At 38.7% G+C, this 25,717-nt stretch carries 20 protein-coding genes; 8 read left to right on the plus strand and 12 right to left on the minus strand.

The window, feature by feature from the left end; genetic code table 11:
• The first annotated feature begins 33 nt into the window (after window positions 1-33).
• Entirely contained in the window at window positions 34-1,653 is a 1,620-nt protein-coding gene (locus tag BM095_RS10255; protein ID WP_177194785.1) for an alkaline phosphatase D family protein, read from the plus strand.
• Between the two features lie 403 nt (window positions 1,654-2,056).
• Here the strand turns inward: BM095_RS10255 and BM095_RS10260 are convergent, their stop codons facing one another.
• From BM095_RS10260 to BM095_RS10285, 6 genes are all read right to left on the minus strand, one after another.
• Entirely contained in the window at window positions 2,057-2,731 is a 675-nt protein-coding gene (locus tag BM095_RS10260; protein ID WP_245757871.1) for a TetR/AcrR family transcriptional regulator, read from the minus strand.
• Between the two features lie 73 nt (window positions 2,732-2,804).
• On the minus strand, window positions 2,805-4,025 hold the full coding sequence (locus BM095_RS10265; RefSeq protein WP_091661235.1) for an NAD(P)/FAD-dependent oxidoreductase: 1,221 nt from the start codon (window positions 4,023-4,025) through the stop codon (window positions 2,805-2,807).
• Between the two features lie 76 nt (window positions 4,026-4,101).
• Window positions 4,102-4,443, minus strand: a complete 342-nt coding sequence (locus BM095_RS10270) for a Rieske (2Fe-2S) protein (RefSeq protein WP_091661238.1) — start codon at window positions 4,441-4,443, stop codon at window positions 4,102-4,104.
• Between the two features lie 80 nt (window positions 4,444-4,523).
• The gene (locus BM095_RS10275; protein WP_091661241.1) at window positions 4,524-5,678 is read right to left on the minus strand and encodes an aromatic ring-hydroxylating oxygenase subunit alpha; all 1,155 of its coding nucleotides are present in this window, start codon (window positions 5,676-5,678) and stop codon (window positions 4,524-4,526) included.
• 82 nt (window positions 5,679-5,760) lie between these two features.
• Window positions 5,761-7,308, minus strand: a complete 1,548-nt coding sequence (gene pruA, locus BM095_RS10280; protein ID WP_091661244.1) for an L-glutamate gamma-semialdehyde dehydrogenase — start codon at window positions 7,306-7,308, stop codon at window positions 5,761-5,763.
• A 22-nt stretch (window positions 7,309-7,330) separates the two neighbouring features.
• Window positions 7,331-8,374 (minus strand): ornithine cyclodeaminase family protein, encoded by a 1,044-nt coding sequence (locus BM095_RS10285; RefSeq protein ID WP_091661246.1) that lies wholly within the window; start codon window positions 8,372-8,374, stop codon window positions 7,331-7,333.
• Between the two features lie 318 nt (window positions 8,375-8,692).
• Here BM095_RS10285 and BM095_RS10290 point away from each other — a divergent pair, with 318 nt between their 5' ends.
• The 5 genes from BM095_RS10290 to BM095_RS16880 all read left to right on the plus strand — a co-directional run bounded on the left by BM095_RS10290 (window position 8,693) and on the right by BM095_RS16880 (window position 13,831).
• On the plus strand, window positions 8,693-10,249 hold the full coding sequence (locus tag BM095_RS10290; RefSeq protein WP_091661249.1) for a BCCT family transporter: 1,557 nt from the start codon (window positions 8,693-8,695) through the stop codon (window positions 10,247-10,249).
• Window positions 10,250-10,388: 139 nt separating this feature from the next.
• Window positions 10,389-11,315 carry a DMT family transporter gene (locus BM095_RS10295; protein ID WP_091661252.1) on the plus strand — a complete coding sequence of 309 codons (927 nt, stop codon included), beginning with the start codon at window positions 10,389-10,391 and terminating at the stop codon, window positions 11,313-11,315.
• Window positions 11,316-11,350: 35 nt separating this feature from the next.
• On the plus strand, window positions 11,351-12,685 hold the full coding sequence (locus BM095_RS10300; RefSeq protein WP_091661255.1) for an MmgE/PrpD family protein: 1,335 nt from the start codon (window positions 11,351-11,353) through the stop codon (window positions 12,683-12,685).
• Between the two features lie 83 nt (window positions 12,686-12,768).
• Complete coding sequence (locus tag BM095_RS10305; RefSeq protein ID WP_322787608.1) at window positions 12,769-13,653, plus strand: zinc-binding dehydrogenase; 885 nt, start codon at window positions 12,769-12,771, stop codon at window positions 13,651-13,653.
• A complete protein-coding gene (locus BM095_RS16880; RefSeq protein WP_322787609.1) occupies window positions 13,628-13,831 on the plus strand; it encodes a zinc-binding dehydrogenase in 204 nt (67 codons plus the stop codon). The genes BM095_RS10305 and BM095_RS16880 overlap by 26 nt, the downstream gene beginning before the upstream one ends.
• A 364-nt stretch (window positions 13,832-14,195) precedes the next feature.
• On the opposite strand, the gene BM095_RS10310 is transcribed toward BM095_RS16880, so the two are convergent.
• The 3 genes from BM095_RS10310 to BM095_RS10320 form a co-directional block, all read right to left on the minus strand.
• A complete protein-coding gene (locus BM095_RS10310) occupies window positions 14,196-15,608 on the minus strand; it encodes an NAD(P)/FAD-dependent oxidoreductase (protein ID WP_091661258.1) in 1,413 nt (470 codons plus the stop codon).
• A 140-nt stretch (window positions 15,609-15,748) separates the two neighbouring features.
• Window positions 15,749-17,518 carry a hydantoinase B/oxoprolinase family protein gene (locus BM095_RS10315; protein ID WP_091661260.1) on the minus strand — a complete coding sequence of 590 codons (1,770 nt, stop codon included), beginning with the start codon at window positions 17,516-17,518 and terminating at the stop codon, window positions 15,749-15,751.
• The gene (locus tag BM095_RS10320; protein WP_091661263.1) at window positions 17,515-19,599 is read right to left on the minus strand and encodes a hydantoinase/oxoprolinase family protein; all 2,085 of its coding nucleotides are present in this window, start codon (window positions 19,597-19,599) and stop codon (window positions 17,515-17,517) included. Before BM095_RS10320 ends, BM095_RS10315 begins: the two co-directional genes overlap by 4 nt.
• A gap of 190 nt (window positions 19,600-19,789) precedes the next feature.
• On the opposite strand from BM095_RS10320, the gene BM095_RS10325 reads away from it, so the two are divergent.
• Window positions 19,790-21,298 (plus strand): PucR family transcriptional regulator, encoded by a 1,509-nt coding sequence (locus BM095_RS10325; RefSeq protein ID WP_091661266.1) that lies wholly within the window; start codon window positions 19,790-19,792, stop codon window positions 21,296-21,298.
• Between the two features lie 208 nt (window positions 21,299-21,506).
• The gene (locus BM095_RS10330) at window positions 21,507-22,064 is read left to right on the plus strand and encodes a recombinase family protein (protein ID WP_091661269.1); all 558 of its coding nucleotides are present in this window, start codon (window positions 21,507-21,509) and stop codon (window positions 22,062-22,064) included.
• A 42-nt stretch (window positions 22,065-22,106) separates the two neighbouring features.
• On the opposite strand, the gene BM095_RS10335 is transcribed toward BM095_RS10330, so the two are convergent.
• The 3 genes from BM095_RS10335 to BM095_RS10345 are packed head-to-tail and all read right to left on the minus strand — an operon-like array spanning window position 22,107 to window position 25,595.
• Window positions 22,107-22,358 (minus strand): hypothetical protein, encoded by a 252-nt coding sequence (locus tag BM095_RS10335; RefSeq protein WP_091661272.1) that lies wholly within the window; start codon window positions 22,356-22,358, stop codon window positions 22,107-22,109.
• Between the two features lie 35 nt (window positions 22,359-22,393).
• Complete coding sequence (locus BM095_RS10340) at window positions 22,394-23,887, minus strand: ATP-dependent helicase (protein WP_091661275.1); 1,494 nt, start codon at window positions 23,885-23,887, stop codon at window positions 22,394-22,396.
• On the minus strand, window positions 23,880-25,595 hold the full coding sequence (locus BM095_RS10345) for an ATP-dependent nuclease (protein ID WP_091661277.1): 1,716 nt from the start codon (window positions 25,593-25,595) through the stop codon (window positions 23,880-23,882). The genes BM095_RS10340 and BM095_RS10345 overlap by 8 nt, the downstream gene beginning before the upstream one ends.
• Window positions 25,596-25,717 lie beyond the last annotated feature (122 nt).

Below are 25,717 nucleotides of genomic sequence, written 5' to 3' on the forward strand. Positions count from 1 at the left end.
CACTAACAAATACTTACGAAAGGGGATCCTCTTATGAATGATAACGAACGATCTCGGAGCAGACGAAACTTTATTAAAGCATCCGGCATGTCACTCGCCTCTCTTATTGCTATGGGGTTAATGCCTGCTGAGAAAATTTTAGCAAACCCTAATGATACGCCACCATTCGGTGATTATCCATTCACATTAGGTGTAGCTTCTGGTGACCCTCTCCCTGATGGGGTCGTTTTATGGACGAGGCTGGCACCTGAACCACTAGCTGAAGACGGACGTGGTGGGATGCCGAACCGGAAAGTGCCAGTTCAATGGGAAGTGGCAAAAGACCAAAATTTCCATCATGTCGTACAGAGAGGAACAGCCCTTGCTTTACCTGAACTAGGTCATTCTGTGCATGTGGAAGTGAGCGGACTAGAGCCATGGCGTCATTACTATTACCGCTTTAAAGCAGGCCCTGAATTTAGTCTAATAGGAAGAACGAAAACCGCACCAGCAACAGGTACTCCAATTTCTTCTCTATCCATTGCTTTGGCATCCTGTCAGGCATGGTATCACGGATATTACACAGCATATCAGCATATGTCGGAGGAGGAGTTAGATCTCGTACTCTTCTTAGGAGACTATATTTACGAATATGCCATTAATTCCAATAATCTTGTACGTCCCGTGGAACTTTCCAGTGCCCGTAACGCAAAAGTCGTTACGCTGGGTCAGTACAGACTTCGGTATGCTTTATTTAAAACAGATCCTGACCTGCAGTCTTCCCATGCAGCTTTTCCGTGGGTAGTCACCTGGGATGACCATGAAGTAGAAAATAATTATGCTGACGAAAACTCTCAATACGGAGCTACCGAAAAACAATTTCTGGAACAGCGTGCTGCCGCATATCAAGCGCACTATGAGAACCTTCCACTTCGCAGCACCTCTATTCCAGAAGGACCCAATATGAAATTATACCGTAATCTGACTTATGGAAATCTAGCAGACTTCCATGTACTAGACACCAGACAATATCGAGATGATTATGAAGAGGTCTTTGTTTCCGGGCCCGATACCGACATACGTTTAGACCCTAAACGAACGATGCTGGGAGCAGAGCAGGAACAGTGGCTGTACGATAACCTTAAAAACTCCCAAACTACTTGGAATGTACTTGCCCAGCAAGTGGTTATGACACAAATTGACCGAGATACAGGACCTGGAAAAGAGTTCAGCATGGATCAGTGGGATGGCTTTGTCGCAAACCGTGACCGCATCTTCTCAACGATAAAGAAACATAATGTGCAAAATCCAATTATTTTGTCCGGGGACGTCCACCGACATGTTGCCGCTAACCTAAAAGAAGATTTTAATGATCCTCATTCCCCCAATATTGGAGCCGAATTTGTCACCAGCTCCATCTCCTCGGGAATGGATGGTTCAGACACAGATGGATACACATCGATTTGGTTGAGTAATGATCACGTTAAACTTTACAATGCCCATCGCGGATATGTACGGTGTACGATAACCGAGGACCAATGGAAAACAGACTATCTTGTCGTTCCTTTCGTCACAGAAAAAGGAGCACCGATTCAAAAGCTTGCTAGCTTCACCGTGGATAACGGCCAACCTGGAATACGAGAATCTCACTCAAAAAACAAGGCAACTACTTAAATTCGAATACCGTCAAACTTACAGAAAGCCGTAGCTGACCCTTATTACTCAGCTACGGCTTTTGCATTTTAATACGATTTATTAATGAAGACCTATCCGTTCCGCTAGTGTATTTCCTGTTGGAGAGAAACCCGTTCTCCATGACCTCCCAGTTTGTCAGTTTTCCACTCAGCTTGTCTGGAACAACCGCCCATTTTCATTTCTTTTGAACAAACGTTTTTGCCCATGCAAAAACACCTCCGAGAATGTACTTCAATAATTGTCCCGTTTGGAGGTGTTTTATATTGTGCATTGTTTTATGGTTAGTCCAAACTAAGGCTTGAGTGGAAGAGGTTTACGTTCGAGGAAAAAGAAAACATAAAATTTCTCTATGTTTATCCCTAGAGTCCGTTTATTTATGATCCTACTTTAGGCGATAAGAGTTTACAATTTCCTTAATATGCTTCACTGTTTTATCTGCAGCTTCTTTTGGAGTATATTCGCGTCGATTATTCAGTAACGTAATTACCATTCCCTGCCAAATTAAGATGGTTTTTTCATTGATATCCTGAAGATCCTCCTTCTTAAGAAACCTTTCGTTTACAGAGTTATCCAGTTCCATTCTACTTCTTTTCGAGAGATAGTATTCCGTCAAGAATGTCTTAATATCCTCAGTCATATCTTTAAAAATATTCAACTGGTATATACTATAATAATTTTCAAGGAACTCTTCAGGATCGTCTCCTAAATCGGCTAAAAAGATGGCATAATATACTTGAGGGTTTTTAAAAGAGTGTTTACAAAAACACTCCCAACTCATAATATATTTATCTAACGGATTTTTGCCCTTTTCCATGTAAGATGGTAATTCCTCGAGATACTTGTTTAAATATTTTAAAGAAGCAAAGAAAATTAAGTGTGACAATTCTTTAAAATAATTATAAATTGTTGCGCTATTGTACCCTGCTTTATCTGCAATTTCTCGTATCGTTATACTATCGATCCCTTTTTCCTCAATAATATCAATAGTAGCGTCCACAAAATACTGCCACATTCTCAGTTTTTGTTTTTCCTTATTTGTTAAAGCTGCCTCGCTCATGTATTTGTAACCTCTCTTCATATGTTGATGCATACAATCATGATTACAAATTAGAACGAGGCCTGTCAAGTACTCACGTATGCACTTTTTTTAAGGAAGACTGTGGGTTTGCTAATTGCTCCATATCAACAGACTTCTGTTCTGCGATTAATCGGCGTACAGGTAATGCTTCTTTTGGCTGGTTTACAATTAATGCAGCTTCAATTATTCCTTCGTTATTGATGTAAAAACAGGAGAAACGATGGTTTTGAACATCACCTCTCCACACCGTTGGTTTAGGAAGAGTGGTGTAACCAAAGTATTGGAACCGATAACCATATTGGTCCGACCAGAAGTAAGGAACTTTATGATACGGAGCCGTTTGATTTTGCACCATATTTATTGCTACATTCTTACCGTGATTCATTGCATGGTCCCAATGTTCAACACGGATATGCTTACCTTGGTAAGGCCAAGAGGCACAGTCGCCTGCAGCATAAACATCAGGTAATGATGTTTCACCAAATTCGTTGACGATATACCCGTTTTCACAGGAAATTTTCTCCTGTAAAAGTTCCGTGTTTGGCTTCACACCGATCCCAACAATAACAGCTTGACAGGAGATGTTTTTACCGTCTCGAGTTACAACCCTCTCCACTCTATCCGTTCCTTCAAAACGCTCTACAGAATCACCGGTAATCACGTTTACTCCGTGAGATGTATGCAAATTAAAAAAGTATTTGCCCACCTCGTCACCAAATATATGCGCTAACGGAGTTTCCGACTTTTCAACAATCGTAACTTCCTTTCCCAATTTATTAAATGAGGAAGCCAGTTCAGCACCAATGAACCCTGCCCCAATGATAACTATTTGGTTGACATCATCCAAAGACTGCCGTACGCTCTTAGCGTCAGCTAATGTTTTTAAATAATGAATGCCTTCCAAGTTATTTCCTGGAATATTTAACTCTCTTAGTTTCGTTCCCGTCGCTAATAGTATTTTTCCCCAGTGGATGATAGTACCATCGTCCGCTATTAATGTCTTATTTTCTGTGTTAATTTCGTCAATGTTTAAGCCAAGTCTTAATTCAATTTTTAAACGCTCATACTCACTAATGGTTCTCAAATATATCTCCGAAGATGACATCGTCCCCATCATAAGTTCTTTTGATAGAGGGGGTCTATCGTAAGGGTATTCCTTCTCTCGATCTATTAAAATGATTCTGCCATCGAAACCCTCATGTCGAAGAGTCTCAGCTGCATGCAGCCCTGACAGACCAGCACCTATTATAATAATCGGTTTTGATTCTCTCAATTAGCTAGCACTCCCTCCTGCTGTTTGTAAGGAATGGTATTTTAAAAACTATTTTTTATGGAATGGGTGGAAAAATTCATACTTTTACCCAGATTTCCCCATTTTCTTCTGTAACGTCAAATACTGGTAATGGTTCTGTGGCTGGCCCTTCCAACACTTCCCCGTTTCTAACGTCAAAGCAAGCAAAATGGAGTGGGCAATATAAACAATGCTCGTCAAGCTCTCCGTCTACCAATTCTGCATATGCATGACTGCAGATCCCATCAACTGCATATAGGTTGCCGTCAATACGGGCAATTAAAACTACTTCCTTGCCAACAGTCAGTTCTTGCATCTCTCCATCCGGAATTGACGTGCTATAACCAACAAAGTGGTATCCATTGTTAGTCAATTCTGTGTAGTTCGTTTTATCTATCATACATACCACCACCTTATAAAGGTTTCAACTGTAGCCTTGCGGATGCAGCGTTCTATGGAACGCTACACCCTATGAAATATTTAGCTTTTGGTTTCCCCTTCTACATATTTCTTGAAATTTGCAACCCGCCAGTCTAATGGGGTAAGAACACCACCACTTTTATAAACTTGTGATTGGTTCCCTTGTTGAACAAGCTCGCTTGCTTCCCAATCTTCTTTGCTTGTTATATCCCAAAAGTCAACAGCATCCTGGATATAGGCATCTTCACTTGCCAATACTTCCGGATCAAATAGCCAGTAACCTTTTACCATTGTTTTTTCAGGGCTAATAGGCCACATAGCAGCAATAAAAACATAATCGGAGGCCATACAAATATAGGAATGAGGAAAAATGTGTAGGTAGGCAATCTTCCGCTTATCTTCCTCTGTTAATTCAGTAAATGTAGGCCTATAAGCTTTTCCATCAATATTTACACGATCAAATCCAGCCTTTAGCTCCATTGCCCCTACATGCTTAATAACTTTCGTTTCTGGCACGTCTTCGCTGACCCAATTTCTTGGTTGGTTTGGAGGAGTTGTACGGCTTAACTCTGGATGAATATTCGGACAATGGTAGCACTCTTCCGCATTTTCCATAATCAATTTCCAATTCGCATGGACCAAGTAACTTTTCTTTTTCCCTATTTTAAGGTTTTCCAATTGGTACTTCTTATAGATGGACCAAGACTCTGGTAATCGAAAGCTCTCCTTTAAGGATGGTGCATTAGGGTCCACGTTAATCCAGATAAAACCGTCCCACGTTTCTGCACGCACTTGTACCAATGGATGATCACTTAAGCTAAATTCCTCATCATCTTCAGGTACGTTCGGAGCTTTCACCAACTCCCCCGTATCGCCACTATACATCCAACTGTGATAAGGGCATATGATTTGTCCTCTGCTGAAATGTCCTGTTTCCGATTTGCATAAACGAGAACCTCGATGGCGACAGACATTATAAAAGGCATTTACATTACCGTTTTTCTCTCGCATAACCACAAAATTTTCGTGGGCAATCTGAACTGTCAAATAATCACCATGATTTGGAATTTCCTCTTCTCGACCTGCACAAAGCCATGTTTTAAACCATATTTTTTCTAGTTCTCTTTGAAAGACCTGCTTGTCATAATACTCTTTGCCAGGAAAAGTAGATTCGAATTTGGCCTCAGCCGGCCATCCCCCTTCTATTGTTTTCATCAATAACCCTCCTCATCCATTTGTTAAATCCTTTTAATTATTCTCCAGAATGTACTCTTCAAGAACTTCTCTTCACTGAAAGTTACAAATTTTCCGAAACAGTTTTAGCTTTCACAAAATTTAATAGGTATTCTAGGCATCCCGTTTTAGACCCTGTACCCGACATGTAGTATCCGCCAAAAGGTTGTACACCTACCATAGCGCCTGTGCATTTACCGTTAATGAACAAATTACCGCAGTCCATGTGCTTTCGGGCGTATTCTATTTGATCTCGTTTATTTGTATAAATCGCTCCAGTTAAACCAAATTCAGTATTGTTATATATTTCAATTCCTTCTTTTATATCAGTCACTTTACAAATTGCTAAAACTGGTCCAAATATCTCTTCTTTCATGATCCGTGAGTTACTGTTCACGTCTTTAAAAATAGTAGGTTCGATAAAATAACCAGCCTCTTTGTCACTTTTCCCACCAAAAACTAGAGTAGCTTCTTCCTTCCCTATTTGAATATATTCGGTAATTTTCTCAAAGGCTTTTTCATCAATAACTGGACCTACTTCATTATTTTCATATCCAGGGCCAATTCGGAGTGACCTTGCTCTTTCAACAACTTCATCAATTAGTTGCTCGTATATACTTTCATGGACAATTGCTCTTGAGCCTGCTGAACACTTTTGTCCTTGATAACCAAAAGCAGAGGAAACAATCCCTTCTGCAGCGGAAGAGAGGTCAGCAGATTTATCTACCACAACACCATTTTTCCCCCCCATCTCTGCGACTACTCGTTTAATCCACTTCTGTCCGGGTATACGAGTGTGAGCGACTTCATCGATGTGCAACCCCGCATCTTTAGAACCAGTGAAGGATACAAAGTTAACATCTTTATGGGCAACCATATAATCTCCAATTTCTCTCGATGGTCCTGGAACGAAATTAATGACACCTTCAGGTAAATCAACTGCTTTCATAATTTCCATAAATTTAACTGCTATTACTGGGGTTAAAGATGCTGGTTTTAATAATACGGTATTCCCTGTGACGATCGCTGAAACTGTCATGCCAACGACAATTGCTAACGGAAAATTCCAGGGAGGAATGATTGCCCCTACACCAAGTGGTGTATATTCTAAACGGTTATCTATCCCGGGTAATCTTATTAGATCTTTCCCTTCACCTATTTCGATTGCTTTCCGCCCGTACATTTCTAAAAAATCAATTGCTTCATTAAGTTCCCCTTCTGCTTCTGTCCAGTTTTTTCCCGCTTCGTATATTTGCCAAGCCATCAGCTCAAACTTCTGGGACCGCATCACTTCTGCAGCTTTAAATAGATAGGATGCGCGTTCTTCAAAAGACTTCAACTGCCAAGTAAGGAAGGATTTCCTGGCAGCCAGTATGGCCTCCTCTACTCTCTCCGTATTAGCTTGGCTGACAAACCCAATAATCTCTTCATGATCACTAGGATTATAGGAAGGTAGTTTCTTGTCAGTGAAAATTTCTTGCGTTCCAACATACAAAGGGTATTCTCTCGAAAATTGTTCCTTTACGTTATTTAAAGCATGCCGTATTCGATCTTTATTTTCTTTCTCTCTCCAATTGATCTGTGGCTCGTTGCGAAAAGTTAAAACAGCCATCTAAACCACCTCCTTTATGACATTAAAACATAGCAGGCTCTGACCATAGCTTGACGTTTGTACCTAGTCCTCTTTCTGTCGCATTTTGATAAATTTTATAGCTATTGGCTGTATCTGTAGCACATATGCCTAGAGTGACAAAAAATACACTATCATCTTCATGTTCACGACAAATCGATTTTCCTTCTATAACGCTTCCTAATTCAATAATGTCTTCCGAGTTCAATTGACCTGACCTCGTTAACTCGGACAGAGGGTACTTCTCATCATTCAAACGAAGTTTATAATCCATACAATACTTATTAAAGCCTTCGAGGATGGCTTCGTCTTGGTGATCCCACATGGAAACGCCCGAATGAAAGGACCCTTTCTTTATCCATTCTTTTGGAATGTACTCGTTCCCTAAATTTACATTGGTAGCCGTATAAACGATATCAGACTGTGCTACTGCCTTCTCTACATCATCACAAATTTCGAATTTATACCCTAGTCCTTTCCATCTCTCTGCGAAATTTTCAGCTCTCTCTCTACTAACATCATATAGTCGAACTGTCTTGATATTTTTCATTACTCGGCTCGTCGCTTCAATATGAGCATTTTGAATAACACCGCAACCAACTAATCCGAGTACCTCCGAGTCAGGGCGTGCACAGTATTTTGCCCCCAATGCACTTGATGCTCCCGTTCGTAAAGCGCTTACAATCGTGTCATCCATGACAGCAAAAGGGTAACCAGTGTCTTCATTGTATAGAATAATCATTCCATTTGATCGAGGCGTTTTTCGTTCAATTGGGTTTAAAGGGTTACTTGGTATTCCTTTAACAGCAGCCACTTTCATTTCCTCCGAACGAATGAGCGCAGCATGCACCCCTATTCTTTTTCCGGAGTAATTTCCTTCTTCCCAAAGTAAGTGTAGTAGTTCAGGTTCAACAACTTTCCCTTCAGCCAGCCATAGATTCACTTTCTCTACGTACTCCAGAATCATATCCATATTTTTTGCACCGCTCTCGATGCATTCTTCCTGAGATAACCATGTTACATTTACTTCTTTATTATCTGTACTCATTGTTAAACATCCCTCACTATTTTTTTATTTAGATAAACTTTAGATCGGCTATACAAAGTCTCTTTAATTCTCTAGTAGTTTTTTACATGTTCTAGACTCATTTACAGTTACTCACCACCTCCCCGAATAGTTAATCGCATTCATTTATTGACTTTGGTTATATTATAATCATGATTATATTAATTGTGCAAGAGGAAATTTTCAAAAGATTTTTCTTATTTGTTTTAAAAGGGGCTTTAAATTTAATCATGATTACTATATAATCAATTTTAAATTTTAAATTAATAAAATATTATGAACTAACTGGAGGGGATTTTTTTGGGTAAGAGCAATAATTTTGTTCTTTACTTCTCGTTGATATTAAGTATTTTGTTTGTTTTAGTGGGCGTGACGTTTCATGAGAGGCTTGGTTCGATAGCAACAGCTTTTCTAGATTTTTCTGTAACCAATTTTAATTGGTTTTATCTTTTAGTTGGTTCATTGTTTGTATTAATTTGTTTATATTTAATGTTTTCAAAATACGGTTCGATCAGACTAGGTAAAGACACAGACAAACCTACTTACGGCACGTTATCTTGGATAACAATGTTATTTAGTGCGGCAATGGGGGTCGGCCTCGTTTTTTGGAGTGTTGCTGAACCTACCTCGCATTACATTACTCCTCCTCTTGGTGAGGGTTCTACCTCTGATGCAGCCAGTTTATCTATGAAGTATACTTTTTTTCATTGGGGACTCCATCCTTGGGCCATTTACGGAGTAGTTGCATTAGGTCTAGCCTATTTCAATTTCAGAAAAAATCTGCCAGCTGCAATGAGTTCTACTCTCTATCCTTTATTAGGTGACAAAATAAAAGGGCCTATAGGTAAAACTATAGATATTCTTTCTGTTTTCATTACAGCAGTAGGCGTTGCGAGTACTTTTGGTTTAAGTGCACTTCAAATTGCCAATGGAATTAACGCACAGTGGGGGATACCAAACACATTATTGTTTCAGTTATCTATCATAGGCCTGGCGACGATTTTGTTTATTATTTCCTCGTGGTCTGGTATAGACCGTGGAATTAGATACTTGTCCAACTTCAATATGTTACTGATGATCACCATCATGGCAATTGTCTTAATAATTGGACCTACAAAACAAATTTTGGAGATGCTCATTAGTTCAACTGGAAACTATCTAGGGGACCTCGTTCCAATGAGCTTAAGATTAGAGCCTTTCAATAGTGATAACAATGCATGGATTGGTGCTTGGACCGTATTCTACTGGGCATGGTGGACAACATGGGCACCATTTGTAGGAGCATTTATTGCCCGGATATCCAGAGGCAGGACAATTAGAGAGTTTGTTTTAGGAGTGTTACTAATCCCATCTTTCATCTCATTTGTTTGGTTCGCCATTTTAGGAGGAAGTACAATACATTTAATACACGACTTAGGAAATGCGAGTCTTGCAGATAGCATCAACACCAACCTTGAAGGGGCTCTGTTTTCTTTTTTTAGTAATATTCCATTAGGATCTATACTTAGCATTCTTGCTATATTGCTTATTTTTTCTTTTTTCATTACTTCAGCGGATTCTGCCACTTTTGTACTTGGCATGTTAAGTAGTAATGGCGAACTAGATCCGTCACATAGAGTTAAAATTACGTGGGGTATTATTACTGCAGGAGCAGCAACTGTTTTCTTATTAGCTGGAGGATTAGACGCAGTTAGAACGATTTCCATCGTTGTAGCTACCCCATTTACCATTATCATGTTGTTTATTAGTTACTCCCTTTTAAAGGAGACACGAAAAGAATTCTCCACCGCTCGTGATGGACAAGCTTTTGTTTCGTACGAAAGTAGTGAAAAGAAAAATAGAAAGCAAGCTAAATAATTATGTAAGCGTTGTGTTTAGGTGTGGCATTGTTAAGGCATTTTTGCTCAACACGTACTATTGTTGAAGTATAGCAGCAGGTATTTTCATCTTCCAACATGTGGCTTAAGAATTAATAATAAATATAAGAGGTCAATATATGTCTAATAAGATGATAATTGGTTATGCATGTTTAGCGTTAGCTGCTAGTTGTTGGGGAGGGATGTATGTAGTAGGAAAATTTGTAATGGATTATCTTCCACCATTCCTTGTACTGTGGCTGCGTTATTTAGTTGCTTTCATTCTACTGTTTATTATTTCTTTCGTTATAAAACAACAAAGAATAACGAAAAAAGATATTCCATTCATGGCTTTTCTGGGATTTGTAGGGTATTTCCTATCAAATGGCGGAGCATTCGTGGGTACGGCCCTGTCTTCTTCGCAATTGGGGGCTCTTATTGCGTCTACCCCTCCTATTTTCACTGTTATACTTGCATCTTTTGTCTTGAAAGAGAGATTAACAAAGAATAACGTATGTGCGCTATGCTTGGCAATGGTGGGAGTAACGCTTGTAGTAGCTGTTGATTCGGGCGGTTATCATGGTCAGCTATTCGGTGTACTCGCTCTCATTTTTGGGGCTCTTGCATGGGCTTTCTATATTGTCTATGTGAAAAAAGGGAGCTATTCCCCACTAGTATTAACTACCTACGGAACAGGATTTGGAATCGTATTTACGACCCCTGCCATGATTTGGCAATTCAACGATAAAGATATCATTTACCTCTTAGATGTTACTGTTTGGTTAGCCATTCTATACTTGGGGCTTGCTGCAACAGCTGTTGCATTTCTTTTATGGAATCAAGGAATGCAACATGTTAACGCAGGAGCAGGATCGATGTTCACTTTCTTCAATGTACTGGTGGGCGGTGTGTTAGGTTGGATTTTTTTAGGAGAGACTTTGAGTTGGCAATTCTTTGGAGGCAGCATTTTAATTTTTGTTGCGATAGTAATTTCTCTTTATAGTGAGAATGTGAAGTCTTCAACCAAGCTATTTGAACATAAAGGGGAGTATGATGAAAAATTTTAAATCATCAGTAAAACGACAACGTCTCGGAGGTGGAAATGATTATCGATGAAATTAATAAATTTATAGAAGACTTGGAGTATGACAATTTGTCGCCGACTGTTATTAACATGACCAAACATTGCTTGCTAGACTTTATAGGCTCTTCTTTCGCAGGATACCAAAGTAAATCAGCTGAGATTGTCCTTCAGTCGAGTGTGTTTTTAGGTGAGGATGGTGAATGTACAGTTATAGGGAACGGAAAAACTTTTTCTCCCCTTGTAGCAGCGTTTGCAAACGGCACTCTAGCTAGCAGTTTGGATATTGATGATGGACACAGAAATGCAGTTGGTCACCCCTCATCGGTAGTTCTACCTTCTTTGCTTGCAGTTGTCGACTCAACAGATAGGATAATTAGGGGTAAAGACTTTCTCACGGCGATGGTAGCTGGGTATGAAATAGGTATAAGAAGTGGAATTGTGATGAATTCCAATCATGAACAGTTTTTTTATGGATCAGGTGGGTGGGCTATTTTTGGAGCAGCCGCAGGTACTTCAAAACTGTTGATGTTGAAAAAAAATCAATTAAAAAATGCATTGGCAATAAGTGATGCATTTAGACCAACAGCTCAGTGCGAAAAGTCCATTAAAGCAGGCGCCATGACGAAAGAATCAGTTGGGTGGGGATCAACTACTGGGCTGTTTAGCACGTTATTAGCTAAAGACGGCTTCAGCGGACCAGATGGTATTTTACAAGATGATCATCTATACAATATTGATGCGAATCATGTCCTCTATTCTCTCGGCAGGGAATATAAACTAGAGGATATCTACTTTAAACAGTATCCATCTTGTAAATGGTCACACTCATCAATTACTGCGGCAATTGAGATAAAAAAGGAATATCACCCTGCCATCGAAGACATAGAGGAAGTTTTAATTGAGACATTTAACAAGGCTGTAACACTCGACCATGTTGCACCTGAAACAACTGAAGCGGCACAGTATAGTATTCCTTTCACCGTTGCTGTTGCCCTTTGTTATGGCGAACTCAAGCCTTATCACATTTCAGATAACAATTTAGGTGATAAGCAAGTACGTAACATAGCAAAAAAGGTTCGAATCGTGTCCAATCCTGAACTAGAGAAGTTATTTCCAGATAAAAGGCCTGCTAGGCTTTCTATCAGGATGGCAAATGATAAAGTGTTTGAAAAAGAGGTTCATGTAACAAGAGGGGATCCTGAGCAACCATTTACCTTAGTAGACATCGTCGATAAGTTTCATGCTTTGACACACCCCTATATCAATAAGAAACAAAGAAATAACATAGTGGAACAGGTTATTCACTTTGAGAGGATAAATGATGTGACACATTTTACTAGATTGTTACAGTAATAAATTCTCTCATGTTTTTGTAAAACAATTTCTTAAAAAAGTTAGTAAATGAAATTGATTTTGATAGTAGGATAAGGATGAGTATGGAGGCAGTCAGAGTTACTGGATATGGCGGAGTAGACAAATTGGTGGTCGACCAGTTACCAATCCCTACTCCCGGGCCTTATGAAGTTTTAATTATGGTTTGCCTGCGCTCAAATAATTCCGAACTTAATATGCGTGAGGGAGCGTATGGAACAGACACAAATACAAATACGTTGGCCGGTTGGAGAAGAGAAGGTATTTCTTTCCCCAGAATACCGGGCTCTGATATTGCAGGAGATATAGTAGAAGTTGGTTCAGAGATTAACACGAGCCGACTCAATGAAAAGGTTATTTTATTTCCATTTAGGTCTGAATTGAAAAATGGCGAGGAAGATATCACTTATATCGGCTCTGAGTATGATGGCGGATATGCTCAATACGTGACGTGGCCTGCTGAACTGTGTTTTCCTCTCCCTCTAGAAGATTATCTAGAAAGCTCGATATTTCCAGTTAGTGGATTAACCTCGTGGCATAAGGTTAATCGCACAAATTTAAAAGAAGGAGAAACAGTGCTAGTTACCGGAGCTACAGGAGGGGTTGAATCATTTAATGTACAAATTGCATCCAAAATCTATGGATCAAAAGTGATTGCTGTTGTTGGAGACTGGTCTCAAAAAAATTCATTACTTGAATTGGGAGCTACCGATGTTGTTAGCTATCGATCTAACACCCTGTTGGAAGATATTTTTGATGCAGCTGGCGGACCTGTAAATGCAGTTCTTGATGTTGTCGGCCAGCCCCTATTTTCCACATCAATGGCTGCTCTAAAAAGAGAAGGTCGCTTTAATACCGAGTGGGGGGATTGGCGGATCTACTGCCGAACTAGATTTCCGAACATTGTATTTGAAGTATCTAACATTGATAGGTTCTACACCCGGTGCTAGAGCTACCATCAAAGAATTTGAAGATTTGCTAACTGCCATCTCGCAGAAGAAAATACTTCCTATGGTTGATCGCACTTTCCCGCTTTCTCAAGCTGCAGAAGCACAAAAATATTTCAAGGAATCGGGCAAGCTGGGCAAAGTTCTTCTTTTACCTCCACAACATATGAGAGTGAATTAAATCAAAATTAAAATTCTGCTATTGATCATAGCTGTGGTTTTAGTAGTGAATATCCATATATTGTTACCAAGAGAATATTTTTGATGAGAGAGGTTTTGATGGAGTCATTGAGGAAACATTGTTTTGTGTGTGGAGAGTTATATAGAAGCGGTAGGTGGAAAGGATGGAGTTGCGTTAGAACAACATTAGTAACAAAAGAAGGCACAATAGAGTTTTCAACATTTCCATTCGAAGAAAAGTCACTTATTTGATTACCTACCTCTTAATGTACCTATTAAGATCGTATGGTTTTTCTTTATACAAAAAAGAGCAGTAGCTTAAATTTATAGTTTAAGCTATTGCTCTTACAAAATATCAAAAATATTTAATGAAGACCTATCCGTTCTGCTAGTGTATTTCCTGTTGGAGAGAAACCCGTTTTTTCAGATTTACGATCCACTCGTTCTAACCCGTTCTGTACAAATCTAGCTCCTATCCACCGCAAAGGTTCCATTTCCCAATTCCTCGATTGATGTTGTACCATTGGAAGTTTTGTCAACGAACTCTCTTTTTCATATATAAGGTCACGTAGAATGCGACCGGCTAAATTTGTGGTGGAAACTCCTTGTCCCACATAACCCCAAGCATTTGCTATTCGAGAGTGTTTATTAAATTGAAAATTCGGTGTCCAATCCCTAGTTATCCCTACAGGGCCACCCCAAGAATGGGTAAAACCGATATTATTTAAGGATGGGAACCACTTTTTTAACATTTGTTGTAACGTCTTATGAGTTGGTCCATGGACATCAAACGAATCTTTGATTTTAGAACCAAAACGATAAGGTTGGCCGCGACCACCAAAAAGAATCCTGCCGTCTCTTGTCCGTTGCAGATAGTTTATAGAATAACGAGTGGATCCTATCGACTCACGGCTCTCCCAACCAATTTCACTCCATTGTTGCTTTGTCAACGGCTCTGTTAGAGTAATTAATGAGTACATGGGAATGACTTTTCTCTGAAATTCCTTTAATTGACTAACATAAGCCTCACCAGCTATTACACTTGCGATATTGGCTGTTACTGAACCACTCTGTGTGATTAATCTCGATCCTTTTCTAGAAGTGCCTTCCTTTATTTTCTGTACTTCTGTCTGTTCATAAATTTTGACTCCGTACCCTTCCAGCACATTGGCTAGTTGTCTCGCTAATTTAGCCGGGTTTAATACAGCCGAATGCTTCGTATAAATACCACGTTCTGCCCCTTGGATGCGAACACGTTTTTCTAATTGAGACTTATTCAATAATTGATAATGGGCGTCAATTCCCATTTTCTTATAGGTAAGGAGCTCATTTTCCAGCGAAGGTATGCCTTGTTGACCAAGAGATACTTTTAATCCTCCCCCTATTGTCCAATCACATTGTATGTTTTCTTTTTCAATAACATTCCCTATTTCTGTCACAGAATCAAACATAGCAAGCTGTAACTCACGTGCCATCGACTTCCCATATCTTTCTAATAAAGTCGAAGGGGTGACAGAGAACACAGGATAACACCAACCACCATTTCTCCCGGAAGCACCATATCCAGTAATCTCTTTTTCCAAAATGACGATATTTAAAGAGGGATTTTGACGAATTAAGTAATAAGCCGTCCATAACCCTGTAAAACCTGCACCCATGATGGCAATATCTACAACCTTCGACTCCTCTAATGATGGACGTGGGGTCAGATTGTCCTGACAGTTCTCTAACCAGAAGCTCTTGTTCTTATAAAAGTCCGCTGTTTTAACTTTAGTCAACTTGCTCTCCCTCCAATCTCTTAAAAAAGAATTACATGTAGCTATGCAGCTACGAACCTTTCATTAGATTCATAGCTGCATGCCGCTGCATTCATTCTTTCATCCATAACTCTATTGAACATTCAGTCTATTTGAGAAGATTAAGATTCATTGCTAGTGACCTTACGTTTTTCTTTCGTTGCCTCTATGTCTACTTCCAGATCCTCAGTTAAAATAACCCCATAGAGATGAGCTGCTTTTTCTTTGGAGACAATATCTTCCCGAACATCTTTGGCGACAAGTTCTGGGTCACGTTCGAAGGGGTTACCCCAACCTCCTCCTCCCGTACTCTCAAAAACAAAGGACTCACCCGGTTGAAAGCGAATGCCTCCTAACATTTGCGGATACCAAGTGCCATCTTCTGCTACACCACCAATGGTCTTAAGTGATCCATCTGTCTTTTTGAGTAACTGACGCTGTTGTGCGGAATGCAAGCCTCCATTCACCCCTGGAGAACCTTCTAGTGTTCGTGAAGATTCCATCCAAATTAATTCGCCACGTCCAAGAAATTCAATTTCAGTGCGTACCCCGACTCCTCCGCGGAAGCGTCCTGCTCCTGCAGAATCTGTACGCATTTCAAAGCCGTTGTGTCGCACCGGGAATAAAACTTCCGCAACTTCTGCAGGTAAATTTTGACAGTTGCCAAGAGGATCCATGGTTACATGCATGCCATCGCTTGCGGGTGTTCCACCCCATCCGCCAGCAGGTAAATCTGAAAATACGTGTGTTTCATTTGTTTCCGGATCAGTAACACTTGCTGTATACCAATTTGCGTCAGAACATGTTGGGGCTACAATGTCATCAGGAATAGCTTCTGCTAAAGCTAGCCAAATCGCCGAAGTCACCTTGGAAGATGACGCCGTAGTACATCCAAGAACTGGAGAAGGCCAAGTGGGATTCATCCAAGTTCCTTCAGGAATATTTATATCAATCTGACGGTACATTCCTGCGTTTGCAGGTGCCTCAGGATTAAGGAAAAATTTCAGTGAATAGTAAACAGCTGATGCTGTATTAGCATAGGGAGAATTAATTGGACCAATCGTAGCCGGACTGCTCCCTGTAAAATCTACTCCAATCCTATCCCCGTTAACAGTAAGTTTTATTTTTATTCTTACTGGGTCATCAGTGAACCCATCGCTCTCAATGTAATCGCTCGCTTCATATTCGCCGTCGGGAAGTTGACTAATTGCATTTTTAGTCATCTTTTGTGTGTAATCCAGAGTTTCACGCATTCCTTGTCTAACCACATCGATTCCATATTTATCAGCAAGTCGCGTTAATTCATTTTTAGCAGCTTGCAGGGCGCCCATTTGTGCTTGAATATCCCCTTCCACATAATGGGGGGTACGTGAATTATTCTTTATAATATTGATTAAGTCAGTATTAGGTTCTCCACCCTTGTAAACCATTAACGGAGATAGACTGAGACCTTCTCCAATCACGTGAGTATCAAATCCACCACCCACATCTGTCCAATGGGCTCGACTCACTGCAAAACCTAGCAATTCTCCGTCATAAAATATAGGCATGGTCATCGTTACATCGTTCGTGTGGGTCCCACCGTTATACGGGTCATTGAGCATAATAACATCATCTGGTCCCAACTCATTTACTGGAAACTTTTCTAAGGAGGCTCGTGCGCTAAAGTGCATGGCCGCTATATGAACAGGACAGTTCGCAGTCTGACCTATCAACTCAACATTATTGTCAAAAATTGCGTTGGAAAAATCAACCATGTCATAAATGATCGGTGAGAATGATGCCTTTTTTAACACGAGACTCATTCTTTCACACGTATATTCAAAGGAACGTCTCAGTACCTCAAATGTAATAGGATCAAGTTGTGTACTCGGGATATGATTGGTGGTCATGACAAAACCTCCTTATTTGGTTCATTGATCGTTTTATTAATAGTAATATTTATAAAACCATACTGATCAATGTTTGCAAATGCATCAGGTGGAACAACAATCTCACTGTTTGGATGTTCAATAATTGCCGGACCTGTAATTTCTTGTTCTTCCCTAAATCGGGACACATCGTGAACTTCCACCGTATGCTTTTCTCCCCTAAAGTAAACGTCTCTTCTTTCCTTTACACTAGATATACCCTCTTGACTATTCGGTCCCATTGCTGTTTGAAAGTCATTATCTTTTGGTTTCTCCGTCTTCCCGTGTCCGGTTACACGCAAAGTAACAACCGCTGTAGGGAACGATTCATTTGAAACTCCGTATTCACGTTTGTGTTCTCTATTGAAGGCTTCCGTTATCTCTGGAAGTGTATCCTCGTTTATAGGTCCATCAGGGACTGGCGTAGCAACTTCATAGGATTGTCCAATGTAACGCATTAACGCAACACGCTCAAACGTCATGTCTTCTGAGGAGATTCCATCATTTTCAAGTAATTCCGCACACTCTTCCTCTAATTTCGTAAAGGCCTCTGTTAATTTGTTTGTGTTAATTCCGTTAACTGGTTGATAAAAAGCACTTTCCACATCATGACGTACATCCATCGTAGTAGCTCCAGTCGCACAATCTACTCCTACAAAGGAAGGGATAAGGATGCGGTTAATTCCTGCTGATTGGGCTACACCAAAAGCGTGCAATCCACCCGCTCCCCCAAATGACACGTACGTCTGGTCACGCGGGTCACGTCCTCGGTCAGTGGAAACCATTCGAATAGCATCTGCCATGTTTTCGCATGCTATCTCAACAATACCTTCCGCACAATCAATGACAGATAAGCCAAGTGGTTCTGCGACTGTTTTTATGGCCTGGATCGCTGCTTCTTTATCGAGTTCAAACTTTCCGCTCAATGTAGAGTTTAAACGGCCAAGTACTAGATTTGCATCAGTCACTGTTGGCTGCGTACCGCCTTTTCCATAACAAACAGGACCAGGATCAGCTCCTGCACTTTTAGGACCTACCCGTAAGGAACCACCATCATCAATCCAAGCAATGGATCCACCACCAGCACCAATACTTCGAATATCAAGCATAGGTGTTATGATTGGCATTTCCCATTCGAGCTCATATTCATCTGTGATCAATCCTTGTCCCTTTTCAACCAGACTTGCTTCAAAACTAGTACCGCCAACATCAGTAATAATCATATTTTCTAACCCAAGCATGTTATACATAAAGCTACCTGCTGCGACCCCACCCGCAGGTCCTGATTCTATCATCTCTTCGGGGCGTTCTTTTGCTGTAGAAGCTCTCATCATTCCGCCATTACTCTTCACAATAAAGAGTGGTGCAGTACATCCCGAGTCTTTAAGTGCTTTTTCTAATCGTGTAATGTAATCCCCGATGACGGGAAAAAGTGCAGCTCGTATAGTCGTTGTGACAAATCGACCTAGCTCACGCATTTTAGGACGAGTTTCGGAAGACAAGGCGATCTTTGCGTCTGGGATCACTTCCAAAATAATGTCACGCATCTCTTGCTCGTGACGCCCATCAACATAGGAGTTAATAAATGTAATGGCAATATTTTTTATGCCACGTTGAGCAATTTGTTCAGCAACTTGTTTTGCTCCCTCTCTATCTAAAGGTTTTACCGTTTTTCCATCAGCGCCTAGTTTCTCACTCACAGTAAACCGTTTATCACGACTGACAAGAGGCGAGGGCTTGACTGCATATGGATCATAGAGATGGGAACGACTCTGTCTACCGATCTCAATCGTGTCTCTAAAACCTTCAGTAGCTATTAATGCCGGCTCTGGATATTTACGCTCGATCAATGCATTGGTTCCCACAGTGGTGCCGTGAATAATTGTGCTTATTTCTGATGGAGGTATTTCAGCTTCAGAAAGTGCATTCATAAATCCAGAAACTAGATCATTAGGTGTCGACAATACCTTGGACATACGTACTTTTCGAGATCCCGATGCCTCTTCATCCCAAGCATATAGATCAGTAAATGTTCCACCAACGTCAATTCCAACTCTCAACATCTTATACCTCCTTAAATTTTAAAGTCCCCTATGAATGATCGAGAATGATATTTGTAGTTAACGGAGACTTTATTTCAATACTAATAATTCTGAAAATAATGTATAATTGAATTATAGAAGTGTGTCTATAGAAAAACAATTATTCAAAAATACAAACCTTATAAAATTATTCATACGATAGGATGAGAGGATGACAATTACTGTACGTGAGCTTATAAACAACCCACATTTGAAAACAACGATTATCGCTGGAACAACCGGTTTAGAAAATGAGGTGACGTGGGCCCACGTTTGTGAATTAAAAGACCCTACTCCATGGTTAACAGGCGGCGAAATAGTTATGACGAATGGTTTGGTCTTCACCGATAATGAAAAAGATCAAGAGGCATATTTACATCTTTTGTGGAAAGCAGGCGCTAGTGGATTAGCAATCGGTAAAGATTTGCATGCTCCTGAATTATCTGATGGATTACTACTAGCCGCTAATCATAAAGGTTTTCCTATTCTATTAACCGATTATGATGTACCTTGGATTGCCTTTTCTAAAGCCGTGTCCATTGCAAATTCTAATCAGGATCATGCTCAGGTCGTACAGGCTTTAAGAATTTACGATATTGTACGTGAATCCATTCAAAATACAACACCAGATCAGATTGTTGATAAGCTGGGAGAGATTATAAACTGCGATATGTATGTCATTGATCCCGTGAACAAAAAACCTCTATTTAATCATTTAAACAACGATTTAATCGATAACCTTAAAGATATACTTACAAGCAATAAGTCAATATCTATAAGACGTTTAAAGTGGAATGGACGTGCCACTGTCCTGATGTCTGTTCCCTCTTATCGACCGGCACAACTTCTTGTCATTTCGCGAAGTCTAACGGACTCTCCTAACAATTTGGTATTACGTCATGTTGCAACCGTAGCAGGTCTTGTAGTGGAGAAAAATACGACGATCCATGAACGCCAAAGACGTTTAGGATCTGAGATACTAGCCGGGATGATTGAAGGACAAATAACAGATGAGGCCGCTTCCATTCTATTAGCTGAACATGGATTAAAGGAAGGGCCATTATGTATGGTTGTGTGTTCAGCAGATGGACAGCCTTTTGAACATTCATGGTTGCATGTTCATTTGCATGCCCAGGGAATTCCGCACTTATTAACGTATCGAGAGAATGTTCTACTTGTCTTGCTCCCAATGACAGAGAAAACATTAACCAGTTTACAGGATGAATTACCAAGTAATGTCCGAATGGGTGTAAGTGATACACTTGATCGAATTTCACGTTCACCAGACGCGTATCAAGAATCCCTATGGGCGTTACGCTCAGCCGAGACTCATAACAAATCTATTGTTTACTATAGAGAAGAATTACCCATTTCCCCTTTTTTACCTCGAAATAGGGTGGAAGCTCAGCAATTGGTTGACAACATATTGGGTGAATTATTAATATACGATACCGGTTGCGACAACCAAATGATAAAAACACTCTACATTTATTTACGTGAAAATCGTTCGTGGAAAAGCGCTGCCCAAGAATTGCATATACACAAACAAACCCTTGTTTATCGTATTAAGCGGATAGAAGAAATTACGGGACGGGACTTAAATAATATTACCGATGTTTCTGAGCTTTGGTTTGCTTTGCAAGCAGCCCTGCATTTACATTTACTACAGGATTTATCCTAACCGAATCGGTTCAAAAAAATAACGTTATCTGCCGTGTAACCCATCAAGTAGAAAGCTTTTTTATGTGAATCGTTAGGCCCAGGGTTATTGTAATTCTACCTCAACAATCAAAAATGTTCGTTTTTGAGACAAAGCAGATGAACATATGAAACTTTTAAAAATTCCCAGTTTTTGGGTAAAACTCAAGTTTCAAAAGGGAGTTACAAAAATGTTATTTGGCTATGCTCGAGTCAGTACCAAAGATCAAAATCTACATATGCAGTTTGATGCGCTAAAGAAATATGGGGTTGAAGAGAAAAATATCTTCTCGGAAAAAATAACGGGGACCAAAAAAGATCGGCCGGCATTTAATGAAATGCTCAGGTATCTCCGTGAAGGAGATACTGTCGTCGTTTACAAACTCGATCGGATAGGGAGAAGCACAAAACACTTAGTAGATCTAATCAATGATTTCCAGGAGAAAGGCATTAACTTCGTTTCCATTAATGAAAACATTGATACCACAACGGCTATGGGAAAACTTGTATTCACCATATTTAGTGGGCTTGCTCAGTTTGAACGGGATATTATCTCGGAACGCACAAAGTCTGGACTGGATGCAGCAAGAGCCCGCGGAAGAAAAGGCGGAAGGCCAAGAAAAGACCAATCCAAGCTGGAATTGGCCTTTAAGATGTATGATAGTAAAGAATACAGTATTCAGGAGATATTGGATGCTGCTGGTGTAAGTAGAGCTACATTTTATAGATACGTAAATAAAAGACATTGAAATGTGTAAACAAAAAGTTATAGCTAAAACTTTTTGAGACTATTACCTGCTGGAGTGAAATTTACTTATTTGAATTTCTGTTTTCTCATATAAATCTCCAGCTTCCTCTTCTGTAATATTGAATTTTTCACTGGCTAATCTAGCCACTTCATCATCTTGTGTTTCTACATCGTAATGGTCCCCATAATCAGTTATTTCATCATATTTCCCCCTCATATATCTATAGATTTTACTCTGTAATTTTGGTAATGAATCAATAAATCCCTCTGTTTTTGGATCCCTTTTGATTGTCATTATATCCCCCTCATTCTTTACTAAGCTACTTCAATTTAGATAATTTTTATTAACTCGTCTAAAGAATCTAAGCCTAGCCCTTGTATTAATTCTTGTAAGTAATTAAGATAACTTTCTTCATCTAAAACGATTATTAGTTTTTCCTTTCCGCGTGTGGTCGCGACATAGTGTTCATTTAAATCTTCACCTTTAAATACTTTTAGATCTGAAGCGAAAAACAATACTTGGTCGAACTCCAAACCTTTAGAAGAATGTAAAGTCATCGCTTTATTAATACTACTATCGCCTTTAAAGGCAACGTCGTATTCGTCTGTATAAATAACTTTAGTAAAAGAATCTAATTCATCTTCTAAAATGTTTATTTGAAGTAAACTAGACAATTTTTCTAACATCCCTGTAATTTGTCGATAGTTAACGTGATCATTTTTCAATATATCTATTTCACTTTCTATCTCTCTAATTTCTTTAGCACTTAAATCAATACCTAAATTATTTATTACATGATAAACAGAGTGTTTCTTATCTTTAGAGTATGCGGCAAGCTCTTTTAGCACTCTAGAATTTTTAGTAGCCTTATCCAAAGGTGTTCTAGGAATATATGAAAAATTATGCCCGTGCTTATTCATATTAATGGCAATATTTTCAGCATCATTTCTTTTCCGTCTTAATATAGTCAATTCTTTATTGGGATCAAGATAATTATTATCATAAAGATCCTCAAGAGTATATGAGTTAGTCAAACCGATAACGTCTACTACTTTTTCTTCTCTTCTTTGAAATTGTTTACAAGTATGAGTAAAGAATAAATTAGCATAGTTTTGTATACTTATACTACACCTGAAATTTTGGGTTAATTCATAAGTATTAAACTCATGACCAGAAACTAACAAATTTCTAAAGTTTTCTGGATTGGCTCCGCGCCATTCATATATTGATTGCTTTGGGTCCCCTACGATGAACATATTTATATGTAAATGTTCTTTGAGATACATAAAAAAACTATGCATGTCTGTGTCACTATCTTGGTATTCATCAATAAAAATACGAAAATACTTTGCTTGTAAATACTGCTTGGCTGAAGCAGAGTTGTTCAATATGTCTATTGCCAACTCAAATTTGAAGTTTCTCTTCTTTTCATAATAAGTCCCTAAAATGTTTTTGTTCTTTAATTCTTTTAAGCCTTTTTGAAAAGACCGGAACTTAGTAGTGTAGTATTCTGTTTCAAAATCACCGGAAAACTTATTACCATAAGCATCTTTTATAAATGGCCTAATTACTTCTTGTTCTACAAAACTGTCATTAGTACCAAAAAAATGACCTTGAGCAGCCTTCCCTAACTTGTCTTTTAACTCCTCTGCTGCCTTGTTAGTAAATGTTACTGCTGCAACTTTATAATGTGTCTTATTTTCTTCGATTTCTAAATTTAACTTATTAATCAAAATGGTTGTCTTACCAGACCCTGCACCAGCACTTACCACTATGTTCTCTTCATCCTCTAAAATTGCTTTTCTATTTAATGTATCACTCATCGGAAACCATATCCCTTAAACATCGAAATTCTGCACTGTCAAAAACTGACCTACACAATTCCTCGTCTAAACTATTGATAAACTCTGCCATATTAAACAATTTACTCTCCTGAAGATACTTTACAATATCATAATCAAAATCACTTCCAATTATAATACTTAAGTCATTCTCCAGATCCACTTCTGAAAGATAAATTTTATTATCTATAAGGGATTGAACGATTTCTTGGTTTTGAGTAAAAAGCTCTTTTTTTCGGGTAGTTAGTATTCTTTCTTTTTCCTTTTTTGACATATCTGAAGACACTTCAACAGTGATATTATTTAATTCTTTTTCACCCATCAGCTTTAGACACCTATTTATACCTAAAAGCTCATATTCATTTTCAGATCCTTTTTTCTTTTTTAGATCATTGTCAGTTTTCACTAACACAGTAATCCCTAAAGCGCTTAACGTTTCGACATATTTAGAAAAATATATACCTCCTACTTCAAGTATGAACCCGCCATCTAATTCATACTCTGGATATATTTCATCCAAAATTTTTTCGAATAAAACTCTTTCTGAGGGCCCTTCAACTAAAAGAACTTTATTTGAAAATACTGCTGAAGCCATATCTTTATTTAGTTTCCTTTTAACATTCCTATATAGATCCTCTATGTTATAAAGATAGGAATCACAGACTATTTTATCTTTTGAGTGTATCCTGATTAATCTATTGTCTTCCATCTCATATAGCAATTCAGGAGAATGTGTAGACATAAAAAAATATTTATAGTTATCTTTTTTAAACAACTGTTTTGAGAGAGCGATCTGCATCGATCTATGTAAGCTGTTTTCTGGTTCCTCAATCAGATATATTACTATTTTGTCCTCATGTTCTTTTTTAGTAATATAGTTCAGAATAGAGTATGATAATATTTTTTTCCTACCGTCCCCCGATGTTGGGTAATAATTTTCATCACCATCACGTTTGATATATGGTATAAGATCTGAATAAAAACCTCTGATTGCCATTTCTGATTTCACTTCAACATTTATCTTTTCGTTTTTAAACGTTTTATACTCTTCAGTAATATCAGTTTGAAAACCTTGAATGACAGACATAGCACCTATTTTATTGTTCAAATCAGTTGTTAAGCCTTTAATATCATCCATAATCTGTTTGTCACTATCATTTTCCCTTGATTCATCAAATAAAGCTTTTTTATTTTTATTAAATATTGAGTTTAGCTCAATTAAAGGAGTAACATAAACGACTTTAAACAGGCTATCCAAAGTAAAAGAAATCCCTCGAGAAGGTATCTCTTGTAAATTATCTAAATCGCTCCCCCAATAAAGCAAGGGTTCACCGTAACCTTCACTTTCAAGGTATTCCGAATTAATTCTGATATAAAAACTATTTAGTTGTTCGGAAGTCCTTGCATCTTTCGCTTTAGCCACCAGCTTCTTAGTATCCGTGCTTTCCTCATAATCAGATAAGTCCAGTTTAACGGTAATTTGAATCTGATTACTTGTATCGTTTTGGTAAAAATCTGTATCCGTAAACCCATTCTTTCTCATTTGTTTATCAAATAAAAACCTTATTGCATATAAGAAATTTGTTTTTCCTACGTCATTCATACCAAAAACCACATTCTTATTGCTCAAATCGACCGTTACATCCTTAAAATTTCTAAAATTTTTTATGTGCAGTTTTTCAAACTTCAAACATTTGCCCCCCCGATCGCAATTAATCATAGGATAATTATACCATTATAAGTATTATAATCTATGATTTTTATTTACTTTTAGTAAGTAAACTGTACTCCTTGTTATATTTAATTTGGGAG

It is taken from the genome of Alteribacillus iranensis (assembly GCF_900113025.1).
Classification (GTDB): domain Bacteria; phylum Bacillota; class Bacilli; order Bacillales; family Marinococcaceae; genus Alteribacillus_A; species Alteribacillus_A iranensis.

Excerpts from the sequence above, each read along its gene's own strand:
- BM095_RS10255 (WP_177194785.1), top strand. The coding sequence starts at position 34 with ATGAATGATAACGAACGATCTCGGAGCAGACGAAACTTTATTAAAGCA.
- BM095_RS10260 (WP_245757871.1), bottom strand. The coding sequence starts at position 2,731 with ATGAGCGAGGCAGCTTTAACAAATAAGGAAAAACAAAAACTGAGAATG.
- BM095_RS10270 (WP_091661238.1), bottom strand. The coding sequence starts at position 4,443 with ATGATAGATAAAACGAACTACACAGAATTGACTAACAATGGATACCAC.
- BM095_RS10275 (WP_091661241.1), bottom strand. The coding sequence starts at position 5,678 with ATGAAAACAATAGAAGGGGGATGGCCGGCTGAGGCCAAATTCGAATCT.
- pruA (WP_091661244.1), bottom strand. The coding sequence starts at position 7,308 with ATGGCTGTTTTAACTTTTCGCAACGAGCCACAGATCAATTGGAGAGAG.
- BM095_RS10285 (WP_091661246.1), bottom strand. The coding sequence starts at position 8,374 with ATGAGTACAGATAATAAAGAAGTAAATGTAACATGGTTATCTCAGGAA.
- BM095_RS10295 (WP_091661252.1), top strand. The coding sequence starts at position 10,389 with ATGTCTAATAAGATGATAATTGGTTATGCATGTTTAGCGTTAGCTGCT.
- BM095_RS10300 (WP_091661255.1), top strand. The coding sequence starts at position 11,351 with ATGATTATCGATGAAATTAATAAATTTATAGAAGACTTGGAGTATGAC.
- BM095_RS10305 (WP_322787608.1), top strand. The coding sequence starts at position 12,769 with ATGGAGGCAGTCAGAGTTACTGGATATGGCGGAGTAGACAAATTGGTG.
- BM095_RS10315 (WP_091661260.1), bottom strand. The coding sequence starts at position 17,518 with ATGACCACCAATCATATCCCGAGTACACAACTTGATCCTATTACATTT.
- BM095_RS10320 (WP_091661263.1), bottom strand. The coding sequence starts at position 19,599 with ATGTTGAGAGTTGGAATTGACGTTGGTGGAACATTTACTGATCTATAT.
- BM095_RS10325 (WP_091661266.1), top strand. The coding sequence starts at position 19,790 with ATGACAATTACTGTACGTGAGCTTATAAACAACCCACATTTGAAAACA.
- BM095_RS10330 (WP_091661269.1), top strand. The coding sequence starts at position 21,507 with ATGTTATTTGGCTATGCTCGAGTCAGTACCAAAGATCAAAATCTACAT.
- BM095_RS10335 (WP_091661272.1), bottom strand. The coding sequence starts at position 22,358 with ATGACAATCAAAAGGGATCCAAAAACAGAGGGATTTATTGATTCATTA.
- BM095_RS10340 (WP_091661275.1), bottom strand. The coding sequence starts at position 23,887 with ATGAGTGATACATTAAATAGAAAAGCAATTTTAGAGGATGAAGAGAAC.